General features: G+C 41.3%; 13 protein-coding genes, 1 tRNA gene and 1 pseudogene. All 15 read left to right on the forward strand.

What is annotated here, in order from left to right; translation table 11 throughout:
- Positions 1 to 214: 214 nt before the first annotated feature.
- The 15 genes and pseudogenes from E2K74_RS01745 (at position 215) to E2K74_RS01815 (ending at position 20,775) form a co-directional block, all read left to right on the forward strand.
- Positions 215 to 568, forward strand: a complete 354-nt coding sequence (locus E2K74_RS01745; RefSeq protein WP_151206011.1) for a hypothetical protein — start codon at positions 215 to 217, stop codon at positions 566 to 568.
- Positions 569 to 707: 139 nt separating this feature from the next.
- Complete coding sequence (locus tag E2K74_RS01750) at positions 708 to 2,762, forward strand: NADPH-dependent 2,4-dienoyl-CoA reductase (RefSeq protein ID WP_151206012.1); 2,055 nt, start codon at positions 708 to 710, stop codon at positions 2,760 to 2,762.
- 86 nt (positions 2,763 to 2,848) lie between these two features.
- Positions 2,849 to 2,938 (forward strand) — tRNA-Ser (locus E2K74_RS01755).
- A gap of 782 nt (positions 2,939 to 3,720) precedes the next feature.
- Positions 3,721 to 4,452, forward strand: a complete 732-nt coding sequence (locus tag E2K74_RS01760) for a UTRA domain-containing protein (RefSeq protein ID WP_151206013.1) — start codon at positions 3,721 to 3,723, stop codon at positions 4,450 to 4,452.
- 165 nt (positions 4,453 to 4,617) lie between these two features.
- A complete protein-coding gene (locus E2K74_RS01765; protein ID WP_151204828.1) occupies positions 4,618 to 5,661 on the forward strand; it encodes a putative 2-aminoethylphosphonate ABC transporter substrate-binding protein in 1,044 nt (347 codons plus the stop codon).
- 155 nt (positions 5,662 to 5,816) lie between these two features.
- Positions 5,817 to 7,013, forward strand: coding sequence for an ABC transporter ATP-binding protein (locus E2K74_RS01770; RefSeq protein WP_151206014.1), 1,197 nt, complete (start codon positions 5,817 to 5,819; stop codon positions 7,011 to 7,013).
- The gene (locus E2K74_RS01775; RefSeq protein WP_151206016.1) at positions 7,007 to 8,719 is read left to right on the forward strand and encodes a putative 2-aminoethylphosphonate ABC transporter permease subunit; all 1,713 of its coding nucleotides are present in this window, start codon (positions 7,007 to 7,009) and stop codon (positions 8,717 to 8,719) included. The genes E2K74_RS01770 and E2K74_RS01775 overlap by 7 nt, the downstream gene beginning before the upstream one ends.
- Before the next feature lie 132 nt (positions 8,720 to 8,851).
- Positions 8,852 to 10,006: pseudogene (locus tag E2K74_RS01780) on the forward strand (TIGR03364 family FAD-dependent oxidoreductase).
- A gap of 68 nt (positions 10,007 to 10,074) precedes the next feature.
- Positions 10,075 to 11,187, forward strand: coding sequence for a 2-aminoethylphosphonate--pyruvate transaminase (gene phnW, locus E2K74_RS01785; protein WP_151206019.1), 1,113 nt, complete (start codon positions 10,075 to 10,077; stop codon positions 11,185 to 11,187).
- A 50-nt stretch (positions 11,188 to 11,237) separates the two neighbouring features.
- On the forward strand, positions 11,238 to 12,053 hold the full coding sequence (gene phnX, locus E2K74_RS01790; protein WP_151206021.1) for a phosphonoacetaldehyde hydrolase: 816 nt from the start codon (positions 11,238 to 11,240) through the stop codon (positions 12,051 to 12,053).
- 668 nt (positions 12,054 to 12,721) lie between these two features.
- On the forward strand, positions 12,722 to 13,696 hold the full coding sequence (locus E2K74_RS01795; protein WP_151206023.1) for a metal-dependent hydrolase: 975 nt from the start codon (positions 12,722 to 12,724) through the stop codon (positions 13,694 to 13,696).
- A 39-nt stretch (positions 13,697 to 13,735) separates the two neighbouring features.
- Complete coding sequence (locus E2K74_RS01800) at positions 13,736 to 14,560, forward strand: SDR family NAD(P)-dependent oxidoreductase (protein WP_151206025.1); 825 nt, start codon at positions 13,736 to 13,738, stop codon at positions 14,558 to 14,560.
- Between the two features lie 219 nt (positions 14,561 to 14,779).
- Positions 14,780 to 16,300 (forward strand): flavin-containing monooxygenase, encoded by a 1,521-nt coding sequence (locus tag E2K74_RS01805; protein WP_151206027.1) that lies wholly within the window; start codon positions 14,780 to 14,782, stop codon positions 16,298 to 16,300.
- 567 nt (positions 16,301 to 16,867) lie between these two features.
- Entirely contained in the window at positions 16,868 to 17,830 is a 963-nt protein-coding gene (cas1f, locus tag E2K74_RS01810; protein ID WP_151206029.1) for a type I-F CRISPR-associated endonuclease Cas1f, read from the forward strand.
- Positions 17,827 to 20,775 carry a CRISPR-associated endonuclease Cas3'' gene (locus tag E2K74_RS01815; protein WP_151206031.1) on the forward strand — a complete coding sequence of 983 codons (2,949 nt, stop codon included), beginning with the start codon at positions 17,827 to 17,829 and terminating at the stop codon, positions 20,773 to 20,775. The genes cas1f and E2K74_RS01815 overlap by 4 nt, the downstream gene beginning before the upstream one ends.
- Positions 20,776 to 20,947 lie beyond the last annotated feature (172 nt).

Genomic DNA, 20,947 nt, shown 5'->3' on the forward strand with positions numbered 1-20,947 from the left:
GAAGTGGTGGCCTGAAAAAAACATATATTGTATCAATTGTATCATTATTTTATTTAGGTGTGCTTTAGAAAAGGAAAACTCGGTTTAAAATTTGAAATCAATAGTCTGAAATCACTTCAAATGCGCTTGTTTTTTTGAAAATACTGCTGAATATCAGCAATATTCGCTATATTCATCATCAATAGATAAAAAGTGATTCGCTGAGGCACCCAAAATGACGACACGTATTCCCCCTTTACCCAACCTGAATCCTAAACCCAAAAATGAAACCTTGGCCTTGATCCATGGTATTTATGCCGGTCTGCTGGTGTTTACTACGATTGTATTCGGCTATCTGGAATATCAGCAGTCGACAATTTCAGTTATGAGCTTAGGATTTATCCTGTTATTGCTGGCGTTGATGATTTACTTGAATATTCAGGCATCGCTTAAGGTCAAACAGGGCAATCGCGGTGGTCGGACACTGTCCAGAATCATGGCCATTCTGATGCTGCTCAGTTTTCCAGTCGGTACAGTTTTAGGCGTGATTGCCTTGTGGAAAGCAAGCGCACGGCAATGGCAACAGTAATTGAAAAAACCAGATGCAGCATGACGACACAGATTGGGATTTATGCCTGAGAAAGCAGACCTGATAGTCATAAAAAGCCGTGTGAAATCAGTTAAAGTAAGAGGGATAGGCTTGGGCTAAATAAAAACAGGAAGATCTTATGACCAATACGCGTTATGCAAATATTTTAAAACCATTACATTTGGGGTTTACGACGATTAAAAATCGGGTAGTAATGGGTTCAATGCATACAGGGCTGGAAGACCGTTTTTATAATTATCCGAAACTGGCTGCCTATTTTGGTGAGCGTGCCAAAGGTGGCGTGGGGCTATTAATTACTGGCGGGATTTCACCTAACCGTCAGGGCTGGTTACTGCCTGCCGGCGGAACTATGAATACGCTGGGAGATATTGCTCCACACCGTCTGGTCACGCATGCCGTCCATAAACATGGCGCCAAAATTCTTTTACAGATTCTGCATGCGGGCCGTTATGGCTATCAGCCTTTTGTGGTTTCAGCCAGCCCGATCAAGTCACCGATTTCACCTTTTAAACCTCGCCAGATGTCTGAAAAACAGATTCTGGAAACTATTCAGGACTATGCCAAAACTGCCAGTCTGGCCAAAAAAGCAGGCTATGACGGGGTCGAAATTATGGGCTCTGAAGGCTATTTACTAAACCAGTTTCTTAGCCGGCATGTGAACCAGCGTACTGACCGCTGGGGCGGGTCAATTGAAAACCGCATGCGCTTTGCATTAGAAATTGTTAAAGCCATCCGTGCAGAAGTGGGGGAAAAATTTATTATCTGCTTCCGCTTGTCTTTGCTGGACCTGGTGCATGACGGTAACACCATGCAGGAAGTGATTACGGTGGCTCAGGCCCTGGAAAAAACCGGTATTACCTTGCTAAATACCGGGATTGGCTGGCATGAGGCACGTATTCCTACCATTGTAACTTCTGTGCCGCGAGCAGCTTTTGTTGATTACACCGCAGAAGTTAAAAAGCATGTCACCGTCCCGGTAATTGCATCGAACCGGATTAACATGCCGGATACAGCAGAAGCGATTTTGGCCTCTGGTCAGGCCGATATGATTCAAATGGCACGACCATTATTGGCAGATGCTTTCTGGGTCAATAAAACGGCAACCAATCGGGTCGATGAAATTAACACATGTATTGCCTGCAACCAGGCCTGTCTGGATCATACTTTTAAAAATAAACGGGCAACCTGTCTGGTCAATCCGCGCGCCGCCTACGAAACTGAACTGGTATATGTAAAAACCAAAAAGCCGAAAAGTATCGCCGTCGTTGGTGGAGGTGTGGCCGGCATGTCGGCAGCGAGCGTTGCTGCCAGTCGCGGCCATGAGGTGACTTTATTTGAAGCAAGTGATGAAGTTGGCGGGCAGTTTAACCTGGCCAAAGTCATACCGGGCAAAGAAGAGTTCCATGAAACGATTCGCTATTTCAAGGTGCAGCTGGAAAAAAATGGGGTGGATGTTCGTCTGAATACCCGGGTCAATCAAGAACAGCTGGAACGCGAAGGCTTTGATGAAGTCATTATTGCCACAGGGGTGATTCCGCGTGAGTTGAAAATTCCGGGTAGTGAGGCGCCACAAGTGCTGTCTTATGCAGAAGTTTTACGTGGTGCACCGGTAGGTGATCGGGTTGCAGTGATTGGAGCAGGTGGGATCGGCTTTGATGTTTCAGAATTTTTGTTAAAACCCCAGCATCAGCATCAGCATCAGCATCAGCCTCAGCCACAACCGCTGGAAGACTGGAAGCGTGAATGGGGAGTCGATCCGAATCCAAACTATATCAGCGAAGGCGGAATGCAGCCTGCTGAAGTAGAACCGCCAGTCCGGGAAATTTATTTGCTACAACGTAAAACCACTGCTCTTGGCGCAGGTCTGGGTAAAACTTCCGGCTGGGTACACCGTGCACAATTAAAGAAACACGGTGTACGCATGCTGCGGGGAGTGCAGTATAAAGCAGTTACGGATGAAGGCTTATGGATTGAAGTTGATGGTCATGACCAGTTACTGCGTGTAGATAGTGTGGTGGTCTGTGCAGGCCAGGAATCGGTCAAAGCATTAATGCCAGCCGAAGGTCAACATACGCTGGCCAATTATCATATTATTGGTGGGGCCAAGCTTGCGGCTGAGCTGGATGCTAAACGTGCAATCCGTGAGGGCGCTGAATTGGCAGCTAAATTGTAAGAGTTGATGAAACTATATGCAGTTGATTGCATTCATTGCACTTTTCACTTGTCAGCTGGCTGAAAGATTCGTATGATGGCGGCCATGGAAGCGTGGCAGAGCGGTTTAATGCACCGGTCTTGAAAACCGACGAGGGTGTGAGTCCTCCGTGAGTTCGAATCTCACCGCTTCCGCCAAATATCTAAAAGACCCTTGATCATCAAGGGTCTTTTTTTTTGGGCGTGATTTTAGTTGTATACATGAATACATGATTGGCGGCTGCTTATTTAGGTGAGCTTGAGGCAAACTGTGCCCAAAGCATATATTCATCACGGTAATAATGAAGCTAATGACACGTATCAATGACAGCACTAATCTGTGGTACTTGTGAAACTGCGATTTTGCAAGCTGAACACTTTGACTACTAGCTTGATAGGGATGAAAAAGCATCACGATAAAATATGATGATTTGTATTGCTCGTGCGAAAGCTAAAAAATGACTGTGGAACTTGGATATTTGAAGGCTGTCTTGGAGGTCTGAAATAAAGGTCATCATTTCAATCTCTTTATTTACCTGAATTGTGGAAAAGAAATGAGCCTGAAAAGTGGCTGATACTCATTAAGAGCTTACCGGGTAGTTTATTCCTTCAGCCCCCTTGTTTGATTTCCTATGTTTTTTTGCATAATTGATGACTTGTTAGAAATTCGAAGGCCTCTATAAGTATGGGGAATTTTTAAAACACCGCAATTTGCATTTGAGAATACGACCTGCTCAATAGAAAAAATTTAATAAGCATAACCATCTATATAAAAGAGAATTTTCTATTCAGAAGCCTATTTTTTATGTATGCTGAATCAAAGTCAACTCTTTAATTAATGGAATGAGTGGCCTAAGCAGAATACGAGTTATTATTGATTTTCATCACTTTGAAATTAAAAATTTAGTATAGTAGTTTAAGTTTTTTTAAAATTTACCTTTATGTCTGATTTGGCTACAACTTCCCAGCGTATTCCTAAATATATAGCGATAAGAGATGCAATTGCCCATGAAATTGAGTCGGGCCAATTAAGCAGTAATACAAAATTAGCCTCTGAGCGCTTATTATCGGAGCAGTTTTCAACAACACGTGTTGCGGTCAGAGAAGCACTTTTAGCGCTTGAAATGGATGGTTTAATTTATCGTTTAGACCGTCGCGGCTGGTTTGTGCGTGCCCCCCGCATTGCCTATCGGCCGCAATCTACCAAAAGCTTTAATCAATATGTACAAGAGCAAGGAAGTGTTCCCGCCACAGAGCTTATTTCAGCAGAGCTGGTATCTGCAACTCAATGGGATGCAAAACATTTAAATCTGAATGTTGGAGATCAAGTCTATTCAATTTGGCGTCGACGCACAATTAATGGCCGTCCTGCTGTGGTTGAACATATTCGAGTAAACGCAACACTCTTTCCAGAGTTTTTAGCACAGAACTTGGAAAACTCAATCACTGTACTAATGGCTGAAAAATATCAGCGACAGCTTACGCGAGCACATATCCATCTTTATCCAACTGCTTTTGCTGAACAACAGGCTAAGGCCCTACATGTCAATGTAGGAAGCATGGGATTATATATTTGTCGAACCAATCGTGATCAAAACGGCATCATTACTGATGTCGATCAGGAATATTGGCTCCATGATGTACTGGATTTACATTTTGAAGCTTCAACTTAGGGCGGGTTGAAAAGTGAAATTATTTCAACAATGATCTAGCTTCATTGATAACCTGGCCTTAATTAAAATAAAAAACCAATCTGGTTTAAACCAGATTAATTAAGCTGTCATAAATATTTGCTGAAATACTGATTATCAAGAAGCCGCATTCACTAGGAATGGCAGATGAGTCAGTATTTAAAACAGTGTAAAAAAAAGATTGGTTTATGTGTCCTGAGCCTTGGTACGGCTTATTTGATATCAGGATGTACCACCAGTTCAGTTTCACCAGATGCTGAACAAATTACGGTTTATACCGCCGTAGAAGCCGATCAGCTCAAACGTTATCAATGGGAACTACGCAAAGCGCATCCTGAATTAAAAGTAAAATGGGTCCGTGATTCTACCGGTGTCATTACTGCAAAACTCCTGGCAGAACAAAAAAATCCGCAAGCAGATGTAGTGATGGGCTTGGCCTTGACCAGTTTATTGGTGATGGAAAAACAGCAGATGCTACAGCCGTATCGGCCGCAAAATGTTGAACAGTTAAAGCCTGAGTTTTATAGCCAGAAAGAAATTCCAACCTGGACAGGCATGACGGCCTGGGAATCGGCAGTATGTGTTAATCGAGTCGAATTAAAGAAGAAAAATCTCCCGATGCCGCAAACCTGGCAAGATCTCAGTAAACCGATTTATAAAAATATGATCGTGATGCCAAATCCGGCCTCGAGTGGTACAGGCTATTTGGATGTCACGGCATGGATGCAGATTTTTGGTGAAAAGCAAGCCTGGTCTTATATGCAGGCATTGGACAAAAATATTTCTCAATATGTTCACTCTGGTTCCAAGCCTTGCAAAATGGCGGCACAAGGTGAAACCGTGATTGGCATTTCATTCGGTTATCCGGGCTTTAAACTCAAATCCCGTGGTGCGCCGTTAGAGGTGATTTATCCCAAAGAAGGTTTGGGTTGGGACATGGAAGCCTCTGCAATTGTAAAAGGCACCAAGAAATTGAGCAGCGCACAGAAATTTATTGATTGGACTGTCAGTCAGGCCGCGAATCAGGCGTATGCGCAAAATTTTTCCATGGTTGCCCATCAACATGTCCAAAGTAGCAATACCGATTTCCCCAAAGATCTGCCAGAAAAACTGGTGAAAAATGATTTTTACTGGGCGGCAGCGCAGCGCGACACAATTTTAAAAAAATGGTCAGCACAGTTCGAGAAGTAAATTAGAAATTAGATGAATTATCCATTTCTCCGGTAGCGATTCTTCCCGGCAATTCCTGCATTAGGATTCCGGGTGAGATAGGAAAAAGACAATAGTGCTTCTACCGAAATTGAAGAAATGTCATTTAAATAAATGAAATTAGAATTAGGTACAGTATGCAAATTCCAACTTATTTACAAAACTCTCTGCCTCCAACAGGGGAAAAGTTGTCAGCGGGACATCTACTGTCAACTTTAAAAAACTATCCAACTGCCAATGCGAAAGTGGTACTCGAAGCTGTAGATATTCAAAAATCTTTTGCCCACACAAAAGTATTGGAACATATCAATTTAGATTTAAAAGCGGGGGAGTTTGTCAGCTTTTTAGGCCCCTCAGGCTGCGGAAAAACCACATTGCTACGTATTATTGCAGGTCTGGAACAGCCCGATTATGGCCGGATTATTAAACAGCATGTCGATATTACTCACCTGAATACTGCCAGACGCAAATGCGGGATTGTGTTTCAAAACTATGCTTTATTTCCAAATTTAACCGTTGCAGAAAATATTGCTTTTGGCCTGCATAAAAAACAATGGACAGCGGCACAAATCCAAACACGCATTACTGAGTTATTACAGCTGATTGAACTGCCGGAGATTAGTGATAAATATCCAAATCAATTGTCGGGTGGGCAGCAGCAGCGTGTTGCACTAGCACGGGCCATTGCCCCGAAACCCGACATTTTGTTGCTGGATGAACCGTTGTCTGCCTTGGATGCCTTGGTGCGTTTAAATCTGCGCCAGAAAATCCGTGCCATTCAACAGCAACTGAATTTACCTGCAATTATGGTCACTCATGATCAGGAAGAAGCTTTAAGTATTTCTGATCGTGTTGCAGTGATGAATAAAGGGCTGATTGAACAGCTGGATACTCCGCACAATATTTACTATAAGCCACAAACCCGTTTTGTCGCGCAATTTATCGGCACCATGAACTTTATTCAGGCCACAGCAATTTCAACCCATAGCTTAAAGATTGCCGGGCAATATGAGTTGGATCATCCGAGTATAAATTTTACGGCAGGCGAGCAACTCGAGATTGCATTTAGACCAGAAAATATTGAATTGGCTCTAAAACCAGAAGAGCGTAAAGGACAATTTAGTTTAGCTGTCCGTATTTTAAATATGGAATTTCTTGGCGCGAAGCGTCGCCTGTTTTGTGAATTGAAACAAAATGACCCACAGGCTGCGCCAGTCCAATTGCAAATTGATATTGAAAATCAGCAACTCATGAATTTAGCAGATGACATGTGGCTACAAATCCCGACTCAGGCTTTACATGTGTTTGACTTGCAAGGAATAGCCAGATGTTAAATCAGTCAACCGCAGAAGCCATTTTAAACAGTAAAAAATCCAAACCTTCATTGTATTCATTACGTTCTAGTGCAGTGTTGTTCGTTGCTGCAATTGTACTGACCCTAAGCCTCATTGTACCGCTGTTATTATTATTGCAAAGCGCATTTTTGGATGAAAATCAGAAGTTTGTCGGCCTGCAAAATTTTATAGCCTATTTTTCCAATCCAGCTCTGTTGTCCTCTATCTTCAACTCCGTCTGGATTGCCTGTACGGCGATGCTGGTGACAGTGAGTTTGGCCAGTATCTATGCATTTGCCTTGACCAACACGCATATGCGAGGCAAGGCATTTTTTAAAACCGTGGCATTTTTGCCGATTTTAGCTCCCTCGCTCTTACCTTCATTGGCTCTGGTCTATCTGTTCGGACAGCAGGGGGTATTCAAAGGTCTGCTGGGAGATATGCAAATTTATGGGCCTTTGGGCATTCTTATTAGTTACTGTTTCTGGCTGTTTCCTGCCATGGTTATGCTGATGATGGCCTCCTTTCGCAATATTGACCAGCGTTTAATTGAAGCTTCTCACGTTTTAGGTAAAAACAGTTGGCAGACGCATTGGGCGGTCACTTTACCTGCCATTCGTTACGGACTGGTCAGTGCCTGTCTGGTGGCATTTACTTATGTGATTACCGATTTTGGTATTCCCAAGGTAATTGGTGGCTCGTTCAATATGATGGCTTTGGATGTTTATAAGCAAATTATTGGCCAGCAAAATATGAATATGGGGGCAGTAATTTCTATTCTGCTGCTTTGTCCTGCTGTGATGGCCTTTATTTTTGACCGCTATCAAAGCCGTCGTCAGGCACGCTTCCAGAGCTTCCAGATCCAGCCTTATCGTATCAAGAACAATCCGCGTCTGGAAAAGCTGCTGACCATATTTTGCAGCGTGATTGCAGGCAGTATTTTATTAATTGTGATCACTGCAATCTTGGCTTCTTTTATCCGCTATTGGCCGTACGATCTTTCGCTGACGCTGAACCATTACCGCTTCGACTACGTGGATGGCGGTGGCTGGTCCAGTTATTTCAACTCCATTCAGCTGGCACTTTGGAGCACACTGGCCGGTACGATACTGATTTTCATCATTGCTTTATTTACCGAGCGTTTTAAAGCCCATCCTGTGATTAAAAATTATGTGCAGATGCTGGTTTTATTACCATTGGCTGTACCTGGGCTGGTACTCGGGATAGCCTATATCCTGTTTTTTAATCAGCCTGAAAATCCCATGTCGGTGCTATATGGCTCATTAACCTTATTAGTGATTTCGACCATTATCCATTACTACACCGTGCCGCATTTAACCTTGAGCAATGCCATTAAACAGATTCCGACCCAACTGGATCATGCCGCGCAAAGTCTGGGAGCCTCAAATTGGAAAATGTTTTACAAAGTCTATTTGCCTTTAACCTTTCCTGCGTTATGTGATGTGTCGGTCTATATCTTTGTCAATGCCATGACGACGGTTTCAGCGGCCATTTTCCTTTACTCACCGGATACCAATTTGGCTTCGGTGGCCGTGCTGAATATGGATGATGCCGGGGATACCGTGGCAGCGGTTGCCATGAGCATTTTGATTTTAGTGACGTCCTGTGTAGTCAAGCTGTTGCACTGGCTGTTCACCCGGAAAATGATGAAGTCGAGTCAGCGCTGGCGCGAGCATCAGCATTAGGTGAGAAAAGAGCTCTATTTTTCATCCTTTTAATTTGTTTTAAACCTTAATGAATACTCATTTTTTGAACGCTTTTTAACAAGGTTTAGGATTCTTCATCCTGAAAAACTTGAAAAGGCATGGAAACCTTCGATGAACACAGCAAAAACAGATTTAATTATTGTCGGCGCCGGTATTTTAGGACTGTCAGCAGCCATTCAGGCGGCTGAACAGGGGTTGAAAGTTCAGCTTTTTGAAAAAGATGCCCAACCCGTGGGAGCCACCCGACGGAACTTTGGCATGGTCGGCACGTCAACCTTAAGCCGTCCGGATGCAAAATGGCGCCAATACGCACTCGAAACCCGCAAGTTTTATCAGCGCATTCAAGCGCAGCATGATATTTCATTTCAGCAGCGCGATGGTTTATATCTGGCCAATACCGCTTTGGAATGGCAAGTGCTGAATGAGTTTGCTCAAGCTGCACCGGATTACCAGATTCCGGTCGAACTATTGAGCCGCACACAAGTGTTTGAACGTTATGGTTACCTGGACCACAGCGCCAACATCAGCGGTGCCTTAATATTTCAGGAAGATTATTCGGTTGAACCACATCTGGTAGGACATCGTTTATTGCAATATGCCAAGCAACTGGGTATTGAAATCTATTGTAAGACCTGTGTAGTACGCACTCGTTATCACCGTGGACATGCTGAAATCCAGCTGGCTTCAGGATAGCATTATCGCGCAGAAAAAGTCTTGATCTGTCATGGTGAAACGACACAAATTTTATATCCGGAACTCTTGCAGCACTTGGGGCTGCAGCGCTGTGCTTTACAAATGGCCCTGACTCAGCCTTTGGCGCATGATCTGAAAGCATCGATTTATTCGGGTTTATCTATCTCCCGTTATCCTGCTTTTGAAATTTGCCCCAGTCATCAAGCATTAAAAGAAGAATCGCAGCAAGGTCTGGTCAAGGACTACGGAATTCATATTTTGATCAAACAAAATGAATTTGGACAGATTATTTTAGGCGACAGTCATGAATATCATGCCATTCAAGATGCACCACAATTTAATCAACGTGAAGAAATCAATCAATTTATTCTTAAATATTGTAAAGAAAAAATAGGTTTGAAACTTCCAGCCATTGAGTCTCGCTGGAATGGTTATTACCTCACACATCCTCAAGAGCTGGCCTGTGTAACCGAAGCGGAACCGAATATTTACTTGATAAGTGCTATTGCAGGCAAGGGGATGACTACAGGTGCAGGTTTTATGCAAGAAGTATTAAAAAACCATATTCTGTAATCTGGTTTAAACCAGATTGCGCTATATTGATTGTAATTAAAGTGAAAATCTCAGTAAGGAATTGATGAATGAACGCGCATGTTGAACTAGAAAACGAATATTTACTGCTTACTCCTGGGCCATTGTCGACTTCTCCAGCCGTGCGCCGGGTAATGCAGCGTGACTGGTGTACCTGGGACAAAGAATATAATGGTCTGGTGCAAGATATTCGCCAGCGTTTAGTGGCTTTGGCGACCTCAGAAACAGAACTTTACAGCGCCGTGCTGATGCAGGGAAGTGGCAGTTTTTCTGTAGAAGCCGTATTGGGTTCAGCCCTGCCTAAAAATGGCAAAATCTTAATTATTAATAATGGGGCCTATGGTGCCCGCATGGTGCAGATGGCACGTTGCTTAAATATTGAAGTGGTTGAGCTGGCTTATCCAGAGACTCAAATTCCCGATTTAAGTGATATTGAAAGGGCATTAAGCGATTCAAGTATTACTCATGTGTCTTGTGTGCATTGTGAGACTACGACGGGCTTGCTCAATCCTATTGAAGAGATTGGCCGTCTTGTGAAAGCTGCCGGTAAAGTCTGGATTGTCGATGCGATGAGTTCATTCGGAGGGGTGCCGATGGACATTGCAAAGCTTGAAATCGACTTTTTAATTTCAAGTGCCAATAAGTGTATTCAGGGTGTGCCCGGTTTTGGTTTTATTCTGGCAAAACGTGAACAATTACAAGCCTGCAAAGGTCAGGCGCGTTCAGTAAGTCTGGATCTTTACGATCAATGGAACACCATGGAACAGCATGATGGTAAATGGCGTTTTACTTCACCTACACATGTGGTACGTGCATTTTATCAGGCTTTACTGGAACTGGAGCAGGAAGGCGGGGTTGAAGCCCGTTATCAGCGTTATGTGAATAATCAAAAATGTCTTGCCGATGGCATGCAAAAACTTGGTTTTAAACTGGTACTTGATACTGATATTCCACAATCGCCGATCATTACTACATTTATGTATCCAAATACGGCCGACTTTAGCTTTCAGGAGCTATATGAGAATTTAAAACAGGCGGGTTTTGTCATCTATCCCGGCAAAGTTACCGATTTGAACTGTTTCCGGATTGGCAATATTGGCGAGGTTTATCTGGAAGACATTCAACGTTTACTGGCTGCAATCTCAGTCTACTGCCAGAAATAATTTAGCTTATTTTTATTGATTTATATTTAATTTTTTTTAAGGAAAGACTCATGACAATTTCATCTAATACTTTGCAAGCAGTTATTTTCGACTGGGCTGGAACCACAGTCGATTTTGGCTCACGTGCTCCAATTTTAGCTTTCATGGCCTTGTTTGCAGATAATCAGGTTGCAATCACGATTGAAGAAGCACGTGCGCCGATGGGTTTGGAGAAACGCGATCATATTGCAGCTGTGTTAGCCATGCCGCGTGTGGCAGCTGCATGGAAGCAGGCACATGGGGCAGAAGTGACCATCGCCGATATTGACCGTTTATATCAGGACTTTATTCCTTATCAGTTAAAAGCCATTCCGCAATGTTCACAGCTGATTCCGGGCGCACTGGAAACATTTGCAGATATTCGCGCACGTGGAGCAAAAATCGGCAGCAATACCGGTTATGCCAGCATGATGATTACTGAGTTGGTAAAAGATGCAGCGCAACAAGGTTATGTGCCTGATTGCATTATTACTGCCAGTGATGTGAAACATGGTCGTCCGTATCCAGAAATGTTATGGAAAAACCTGATTGAACTGGATGTTCTGGATATTAAAACAGTGGTGAAAGTGGATGATACCGTCGTGGGTATTCATGAGGGCTTAAATGGGGGATGCTGGACGGTAGGCTTGGCCGTGAGTGGCAATGAGGTTGGTCTGAGCTATGAAGAATGGGAGGCACTGCCTGAGTCTGAACAGGTCAGTCTAAAAGAAAAAGCTTATGCAAAAATGCATGCTTCAGGAGCGCATTATGTCATTGACAGTATTGCAGACTTGCCTGCTGTGCTAAATGAGATTGAGCAACGATTGGCTCAAGGTGAAAAGCCTTGATCAGTTAAGTCAGGCATTAAAAAATGGATATTGTTTTAATATCCATTTTTTGTTTTAGGCGAAGATCAAGGAGAATTTATATTTTACCATCTAAACTTTTGTTAAGGTTTCGACTTGAGCTAACCGTCTTTCAGAATCCTTTAATCTCCGAGCTAATATTTTGTAGCACCATTCTTAGGTATGCTGAGGTATTGCCCCCATCTTTTTAACTGTCACTGGTACATCAGGGCAGAGCTATGTGTTTTTTAATATTTGCAATCAAGGATTTTTTTTTAAATAACTTTTTAATTTTATCCCTGGAAGTAAGTAAATCCATCCTCTGAATTAGAGTCTGCATTGCCATCCAATATGCACTTGCTGTGCCATAGAAAATAAATCCAGAGGTCGGCTTCTAAGCCACATCTGTAAGGCAGATGTTAATCACGAGAATTGGCAAAAAAGTTCATAGTGATATGGGCAGTTTGGTTCTGGTCATATTTTATCAGTGCACTATGCTGTTAGGAATTCAGGCACCCCTTTAAACTTTTTCAGGAAGAATGCGGCACGATCTGGCTTGAGGTTTGAAGGATGGTATTCAGTAAAATTGCAGAAACAACCTTATAAACAATTTTACGCTTCAACTTAGGTGCTGGTTTTGGATTTTTTATTCTCTCTATAGGGATTAAACTATGGTCACTCAAATTATTAGAAACGTTTTTACAGAAAAATTAAGTACGAAATATCAGGGAATTGTTCAAAATATTGTCGATAAATCTCCCATTCCGATTCGTCACTTTGATTTTAAATTTAATCCGGCAGAGCTAGATAAGCGGCTTTTCCTTAATAAAGAATTAGCCTCTTCTTATTTTCATGCCTTGTCAATTTTTTTGACTTTTGGTGAAGATGTAGTGATTGCAACTGCACGTCATCATCGGGATTTTATTGATGATCCGGTGTTGAAACAGAGGCTCACCTCCCTGATTGGACAAGAGGCCATTCATTCCAAAATTCATAATCAGTTTAATGATGAAGTTTTAAAAGAAAATGGCTATCCCGTCGAGTTGTTGCGCGCCATCGCTGCAAAAGTGTTTGATTATGGCATCTACAAACTGCCCCATTCTTTACAGCTTTCCTTAATGGCCGGCATTGAACATTATACGGCGGTTCTAGCCGAGTTTATGATGCAGCACGAGGCATATCTGCTGGGTTCACAGGATGAAAGACAGCGTGCCATGTGGATGTGGCATATGCTGGAAGAATCCGAACATAAAGATATTGCTTATGATGTGTTTCTGGAATTATCAGGTAATTACTGGCTACGAATTACCGGTTTTTTACTGGCAAGCTTAACCATTCTGGGCGGGGTGTCGCTTGGCGGTTATCTCATGCCATTTGTACGTAAACCCAGCAATTTGATAAATCCGCGTTATATGAAAGACGTGCTAGAAAGCACAGCCTTGTTATTTGGCAGTGAGCGTGGCGTGTTTGGTAGCAGCTTTGTGCATATTCTGGAATATCTGCGTCCGAGCTTTCATCCCAATGATCATGATACGACAGCCTATCTGGCCTATTACAAAGAACGATTATTGCATCCTGAAACCGGATTGTTGACGCCTTATTTCCTGAAAGAATTTGTACCGCCTGTACCTGCAGCTTCTGCCTAAGCTAATTCTGCTCAAGACTATATTTGCTGGATAATAAAAATGAAATTATTTAGAAAAAAAATCAAGCCCAGCCAGAATGCCTTTGCCGTGGTGACAGGAGCTGGAAGCGGGATTGGCCGTAATTTCGCCCTTGAGCTGGCCAAACGGGGCGGTATGGTGGTGTGTGCTGATATTAATCTGGAGGCTGCTGAAGAAACTGTTGCGCTGATTACAGCCTCGGGTGCCCAAGCGTTTGCCGTGAAATGTGATGTGGGTAATGCCAGACAAGTCGAGCAGCTGGCGCATCAGGCCGAGCAGTTAATGCAGCACCCCACCACATTGCTGATTAATAATGCAGGGGTCGGCTTGGGTGGCAAGTTTGATGAAGTGACGCTGGACGACTGGAAATGGGTCACTGATGTAAATTTGTGGGGCGTGGTGCATGGTTGTCATTATTTTGTGCCTAAATTTAAAAAGTTAGGACATGGGGCCATTATTAATGTCGCTTCAGCAGCCTCCTATACCGCCGCTCCAGAAATGACCGCCTATAACGTCACTAAAGCCGGTGTGCGAGCTTTATCGGAAACACTGGCTGCCGAGCTGAGAAAGTTTAATATCCAAGTCAATGTCGTCTGTCCGACGCTGGTGCCGACCAATATTATTAAAAATGGCAAGCTCCCGCATAAAGGAATTATGGATTATGCCCTGACTAATCTGGCCTTGACCACTAGCAATAAAGTCGCGGAACTGACTTTGGATCGTCTGGATCAAGGCCAGCTTTATACTATTCCGCAGCTTGATGCCAAATTATTCTGGTTAATGAAACGAATGGCTCCAAATTTATATGCGAAATTTTTGGGTAATTTGTACCGGTTAATGAAGTGAAAGATAAAAATCTCCAGCCTTTTTCGTAGGAGACAGGAAATACCTTCCGCGATCTGGGCTATGAGGCGGAATAAGAAATCTCTTCACTTGAAAGTTAAATCAATAAACATAGTAGCGTGTCTGACATGTAAATAGTTCACGCCTAAAGTCAGTGCGGAGATCAGGATAAAAAGCTTGGCAAGACAGCCAAGTCAATATCAGAGTTAAGGGATATTTAAAATGACAGCTCAAGCAGAAAAATTAGACACCGCTAAAAGAAAAGCATTAACCCCACACATTTACGATACATTTATTGTGGGTGCAGGTATTTCAGGCATTGCCACCGCCATTCGCCTTGATCAGGCGGGTTATCACAATTACAAAATGATTGAAAAGGCGACCCGGGTCGGTGGAACCTGGCGTGAAAACACTTATCCAGGTTGTGGCTGTGATGTGCCCTCGGCTTTATATTCTTATTCATTTGCACCCAGTACAAACTGGAGTCATCTGTTTGCGCGTCAACCTGAAATCCTGAATTATCTGGAAGAAGTCAGTGAAAAGTTTAAGATCCGCGCCAAGATTGAATTTGGAACTGAACTGTTAAATGCGGCATGGGATAAACAGTGTCATTTGTGGGTAATCAAGACCAATAAAGGCCAATACCTATCCAGAACCGTGGTTTTTGCCACAGGTCCTATTACCGAAGCTCAAACTCCACAGCTTGAAGGCCTTGACACTTTTCAAGGTGAGATGTTCCATTCAGCGCAATGGAATCATGAATATGATTTGACAGATAAGCGGATTGCAGTAATTGGCACGGGTGCATCGGCCATTCAGTTTGTGCCCCAAATTCAGCCCAAAGCCAAAGCACTGTATGTCTTCCAGCGCACAGCTCCGTGGGTGGTTCCAAAACCGGATATGGAGTTGGGTGACTTCAGCAAGGCAATGATTGCAAAATTTCCTTTCATTCAGACAGCGTGGCGTAAAACAGTGGCCCAGTCACTGAATGCAATTAATTTTGGACTACGTAACCCAGCGGTATTAAAACCGGTAGGTGAACTGGCCAAACTGATACTGCGCTTTCAGATTGAAGATGCTGAACTACGCAAAAATGTAACTCCAAACTTTACTATTGGCTGTAAACGTTTGTTATTTGCTAATAATTATTATCCAGCCTTACAGCAGGCAAATATCCGGTTGATTCCACATGGCTTGGTGAAAGTAGAAGGCAATCACGTGGTATCTGCAAATGGTGAACGCCATGAAGTTGATGTCATTATTTGGGGAACAGGTTTTGAGGTTTCTCATCCACCGATTGGTAAGCGGATTAGCAATGAGAAGGGTGAATGTTTGCATGATTTGTGGAAGCATAATTCACCAGAAGCTTATTTAGGCACCAGCATTGAAAATGTACCGAATGCTTTTTTGATCTTGGGGCCGAATGTATTGGTTTATGATTCATTTATTGGTTTGGCAGAAGCACAACTGGATTATATTGTGGATGGTCTGCTTAAAATTAGGCAACAGGGAATTAGTCAACTGAACATTAAGCCAGAGGTGATCAGAAAACATAATGAGCTGGTACAAAAACATTTAAAAACAACAGTTTTTAATGCAGGTGGTTGTAAGAGTTACTATCTGGATGCCAATGGGCGTAATTTTGCGGCTTGGCCATGGTCATTAAAAACATTGAAGCAGCGGTTAAAACATTTAGATTTAAATGATTATGAAGTGACATATCAAACGGAAAAAACCAGCTAATTTTAAAAGCATTTATTCAAAGGTTGATGATATCTATCAAAAATGAATCACTTTTTTAATGGTCATGATGGCAGAGTGAGGTGTTCTGATTCTATAAATGTCTGATCAGTAGATCTCTTTCTTCAATCGAAAAATAATAATGCTAATTACATGTTTAAATAGAGATTAAATGTTCCCTCTCTCTTTAGAATGAAGAGCATATTCCGCAAGAAGATGAGGGGGTCTTTATAAGAGCCTCTCCCTGACCCACTCGTATAAGGAAAGGGAATTTCCTTTACGTTAATTAAAGAATGATTTGTGAAACAACTCTGATATAAAAATAAAGCAGAAGACCGATAGCTTAATCAATAGAGTTCATCCAGCAGAGGATGGGGATAGAGCAATTCGCATGAAATTAAGCTCAATCCTTTTGAATAAGACAGCTAGGCATTCCAAGAGATGGCTTAAAACTGTATTTCTATAGAGACGAATAAGAGACATAAAATGTCGCCTAACTTGAAATTAGGCTCGAATTTGTTGATAAATCTCATTATATTGATCTTAACTTGATACCAAGAATAATAGAAAATGGAACAACTTAATCCTTCAGATCTTAAAGCCATCTTGCATTCCAAACGCGCGAATGTGTACTACCTGGAACATGCCCGGGTCATGCAAAAAGATGGTCGGGTCCTGTATTTGACAGAAGCCAAAAATGAAAACCAGTACTGGAATATTCCGATCGCCAATACCACGGTCATTATGCTGGGAACGGGAACATCAATTACCCAGGCCGCGATGCGTATGCTGGCCAGTGCAGGTGTTCTGGTTGGGTTTTGTGGCGGAGGCGGTACACCTTTATTTATGGGCTGTGAAATTGAATGGATGACGCCGCAAAGTGAATATCGCCCAACCGAATACATGCAAGGCTGGATGCAATTCTGGTTTGATGATGCAAAACGTTTAGAAGTTGCCAAGCAGTTTCAGCAGGCTCGGATTGAATTTATCAGAAAAGTTTGGGACAAAGACCGTGATTTAAAAGCCGAAGGTTTTTATCTGGATGATCTGGATATTCAGCAGGCACTGACAGGTTTTGAGAAGAAAATACCGCATTTAAATAAAGTCGGCGACCTCTTGTTGACCGAAGCGACCATGACCAAACAGCTTTATAAAATTGCGGCAACACGTACAGGCTTAAAAGATTTTAGCCGCAATCCGGAACAGGGGGATTTAGCCAATGATTTCCTCAATCATGGCAATTACTTGGCCTATGGACTCGCAGCAACAACACTTTGGGTTTTAGGTATTCCACATGGTTTTGCGGTGATGCATGGAAAAACCCGCCGTGGTGCTTTGGTGTTTGATGTGGCGGATTTGGTTAAGGATGCGGTCGTTCTGCCTTATGCTTTTATCTGTGCCAAGGAGAAGATGACTGAGCAAGAGTTTAGACAGCAGTTATTGCAGAAATTTACAGAGCATCGCTGCTTGGATTGGATGTTTGATCAGGTGAAATTAGCTGCTTTATCTTCTAAAAATGGAGATGAAGAATGATTGTGACCTTTATTTCCCAATGTGAAAAGAAAGCCATTCCACGTACACGCCGTGTTTTAGATGCCTTTGCAGACCGAATAGGGGATAACACTTGGCAAACGGTTATCACTGAAGATGGTTTGATTGCCGTAAAAAAGTTGCTGCGTAAAACCGTGACCAAAAGCACTGCGGTGAGTTGTCATTGGATACGCGGGCGACGTAGAAGTGAGCTGTTGTGGATCGTAGGGAATCGGAATAAGTTTAATTCAGAGGGGATCGTCCCTGTGAATAGCACTCAAAAAGAAGTATTTATGGATGTGATGACAATGAAAGCAAAGAAAGACGAATTTTACGCAAATACACACTTACAACCTTTGGCTGAGCATTCATTTGCAATTGGCTATTTAGCACAACAATTATTTAAGAAAGTTGTAGACAATGATGAATTTGAAAACTTGTCCAAAGTAGCATTTTTGGCAGGTTGTTTACATGATTTGGGTAAATTAGACCCTCATTTTCAGGATTGGGTAAAAAAAGGGAAGCAAAAAGATCCTGAGGAAGATGGTCAGCATATTGATGTGAAATTCACGTTTGATAAACATCCACGCCACAATGAAATTTCATTGTTGATATTCAATCTGTTAGAACAGCAATGTAAAAATTTAAATAATCGTCAAAAAGAAAGTATTCAACATGTTTTGTATTGGCATCATGCGAAGCCGTATCGTCAAAATGATGATTTTACAGGCAGTTATAAGGCGTATGAATATTTAATTAAGAATATAAATGCAGAACAGTTTGCCTTGCTAATTAAAAATAGTACGAATGTCATTAAGCGAATGAATGGAATTGCAAAACATTATAATGTAGTTGATTTAATAGAACTGCATCTACCGTGGGATAATGACAATCATACTGATTTAATTGAAAATTTTGAATATATTTTTAAAAGTCGAAGTTTTCCTGATTTTAAATTGTATGCAACGACAGATTCGACAGATGTATTGACAGGGAAAATTCAAACTAATGCACAACATAACCTATTACGTGCCTGCGTCATCAGTGCGGATCGTTTGGTTTCACAACAGACTGCTCAGGATTTAATAGATTATATTGCTGAAAAACGCTTGGATGAACTGTTAGATGATCAGGAAATTTTGTCGGACTTACACGTTCATTTAGAAAATGTAGCAATGAAATTCCCTGATAGTGAAAGAACACAAAAACAAAATCAAGTTGCGCAAGCACTTGCGGATTTACGTGATATTGCAGTACTTGCAGGTCCAGCAGGTTGTGGTAAAACAAAAATTGCATTGGAATGGGCAAAACTTAAAAATGCTAAGAAAATTATTTGGGTGTGTCCACGTGTGCAAGTTTGTCAGGGGATTTTTGAAGAACTGACACAGGATTATTTACCTGATGCAAAATTAGAAATTTTGACAGGTGAATTTAAGTATATCTATGAAAATGGCAAGATTATCAATGAACCAAAACCTTTTTCAGGAGATGTTGTTGTTACGACGATTGATCAAATTTTAGGTTCGATTGTGACGCATACCAATGTAAATAGTTTATTACCATTCATGGATGCACATGTAGTATTTGATGAATACCATGAATATATAGGCATGGAGATTTTCAATCTTCTATTTGCAGAATTAATTACCAATAAAAATATGCGAAAACGCTATGAAAAAAATACCTTATTGGTTTCTGCTACACCGCATTATTATTATTTGGAAAATATTTTAAAAGTTCATAAAGATGATGTAATTGAAATGTCATCATTTAATCAAAGTCATTATCAAATTGATTTTATTGAATACGATGAATCTGTGATTGAAGGAAATCCATTTTATCAGCCCTATTCTGATCAAACCTTTATTATTTCAAATACTGCTCAAACAGCACAATTAGGTTTTATTTATCAAAAAAATCATGAAAACAGTGTACTGTTCCATTCCAAATATAAGCGTAGTGACAAAAAAAAATGGTTTGATGAAGTATTTGATTCATTTAAAAAGGGTGGTTCAAAAAAATATGATGTTTTAAGAAGTGGTCCGATTGTTCAAGCATCATTAAATATCAGCAGTCAACATATGTTGAGTGAAATGACCTCACCTGAAAATATGCTACAACGTATGGGGCGTTTGGATCGTTTTGGTGAAAATGATGAAGTGAATGTGTTGCAAGTAGCAATTACAGATAATGTAAAGAAAGGCAGTTGTAAAGGTTCATTGGCTTATTTCTTAAATCAATTAAATAGCTTGCAAACGACAAAAGCATGGTATGACTTTTTACAAGATCATTTAAATGGAAAAGTCTTTAAGATTGTTGAGTTGTATGCTTTATACAGAGAATTTTATGCTCACCAATCAGAGTTAAAGGATAAGTCTGCTGTCATACAGGATATGGACAAAGCTTTAAAGAAAAGCATAGATTTACTGAATAAAAAAGTTACTGAACCAACTAAAGTTATTAAATCCAAAACGACTGAAAGAAAGTCAAAAATCAGCAAGAACTCACTTCGTGGTGATAGTCGTTTTGTGCAATTGGCTGTTTTGAACTTAAATGATTTTAAACAGCCAATTTTTGAAAATGAATATGCATATACGCCACCTTTGGATGATACAACAGAATACGATAATCTGACAGAATCTTTAAATATTATCAAAGATTTAGGCTTGATTAATTTCATTGCACAAAAACATGGCAATATTGATTCGACACATCCTGTGAAAGGCATCCCTGAGAAAAAACAACAGGCTCGCTGTACTGTATTGGAAAACTATGCACGAGATGCAGATTATCCATTGTATTTGAGTTATATCGAAGATGATTTAAATAAAGTGGGTGGGACGGGGGTTCGACATCCTGACGCGATTTACTATGCGGTATGTGATCAACAACCGATTGGTTCAATTTCATTAGATAAATTGAATTTTTTATCCATGATTAAAATATAAGGCATTGAATATTATGTATTTATTTAGAATATGGGAGTGGGTAGAAAATATTTCACCTTACTATTTTGAATTTTTTTATTAAAAGTTGACTATAGTTAAAACTCATATGGTTGATTTTTTTAAAGAGTATTGTATCTTAGTAAAGACAGTATTTATTTTCACTGTGCAATAA

The organism is Acinetobacter sp. RF15B (assembly GCF_007558235.1).
Taxonomy (GTDB): Bacteria; Pseudomonadota; Gammaproteobacteria; order Pseudomonadales; family Moraxellaceae; genus Acinetobacter; species Acinetobacter lwoffii_C.

Excerpts from the sequence above, each read along its gene's own strand:
- E2K74_RS01745 (WP_151206011.1), top strand. The coding sequence starts at position 215 with ATGACGACACGTATTCCCCCTTTACCCAACCTGAATCCTAAACCCAAA.
- E2K74_RS01750 (WP_151206012.1), top strand. The coding sequence starts at position 708 with ATGACCAATACGCGTTATGCAAATATTTTAAAACCATTACATTTGGGG.
- E2K74_RS01760 (WP_151206013.1), top strand. The coding sequence starts at position 3,721 with ATGTCTGATTTGGCTACAACTTCCCAGCGTATTCCTAAATATATAGCG.
- E2K74_RS01765 (WP_151204828.1), top strand. The coding sequence starts at position 4,618 with ATGAGTCAGTATTTAAAACAGTGTAAAAAAAAGATTGGTTTATGTGTC.
- E2K74_RS01770 (WP_151206014.1), top strand. The coding sequence starts at position 5,817 with ATGCAAATTCCAACTTATTTACAAAACTCTCTGCCTCCAACAGGGGAA.
- E2K74_RS01775 (WP_151206016.1), top strand. The coding sequence starts at position 7,007 with ATGTTAAATCAGTCAACCGCAGAAGCCATTTTAAACAGTAAAAAATCC.
- phnW (WP_151206019.1), top strand. The coding sequence starts at position 10,075 with ATGAACGCGCATGTTGAACTAGAAAACGAATATTTACTGCTTACTCCT.
- phnX (WP_151206021.1), top strand. The coding sequence starts at position 11,238 with ATGACAATTTCATCTAATACTTTGCAAGCAGTTATTTTCGACTGGGCT.
- E2K74_RS01795 (WP_151206023.1), top strand. The coding sequence starts at position 12,722 with ATGGTCACTCAAATTATTAGAAACGTTTTTACAGAAAAATTAAGTACG.
- E2K74_RS01800 (WP_151206025.1), top strand. The coding sequence starts at position 13,736 with ATGAAATTATTTAGAAAAAAAATCAAGCCCAGCCAGAATGCCTTTGCC.
- E2K74_RS01805 (WP_151206027.1), top strand. The coding sequence starts at position 14,780 with ATGACAGCTCAAGCAGAAAAATTAGACACCGCTAAAAGAAAAGCATTA.
- cas1f (WP_151206029.1), top strand. The coding sequence starts at position 16,868 with ATGGAACAACTTAATCCTTCAGATCTTAAAGCCATCTTGCATTCCAAA.
- E2K74_RS01815 (WP_151206031.1), top strand. The coding sequence starts at position 17,827 with ATGATTGTGACCTTTATTTCCCAATGTGAAAAGAAAGCCATTCCACGT.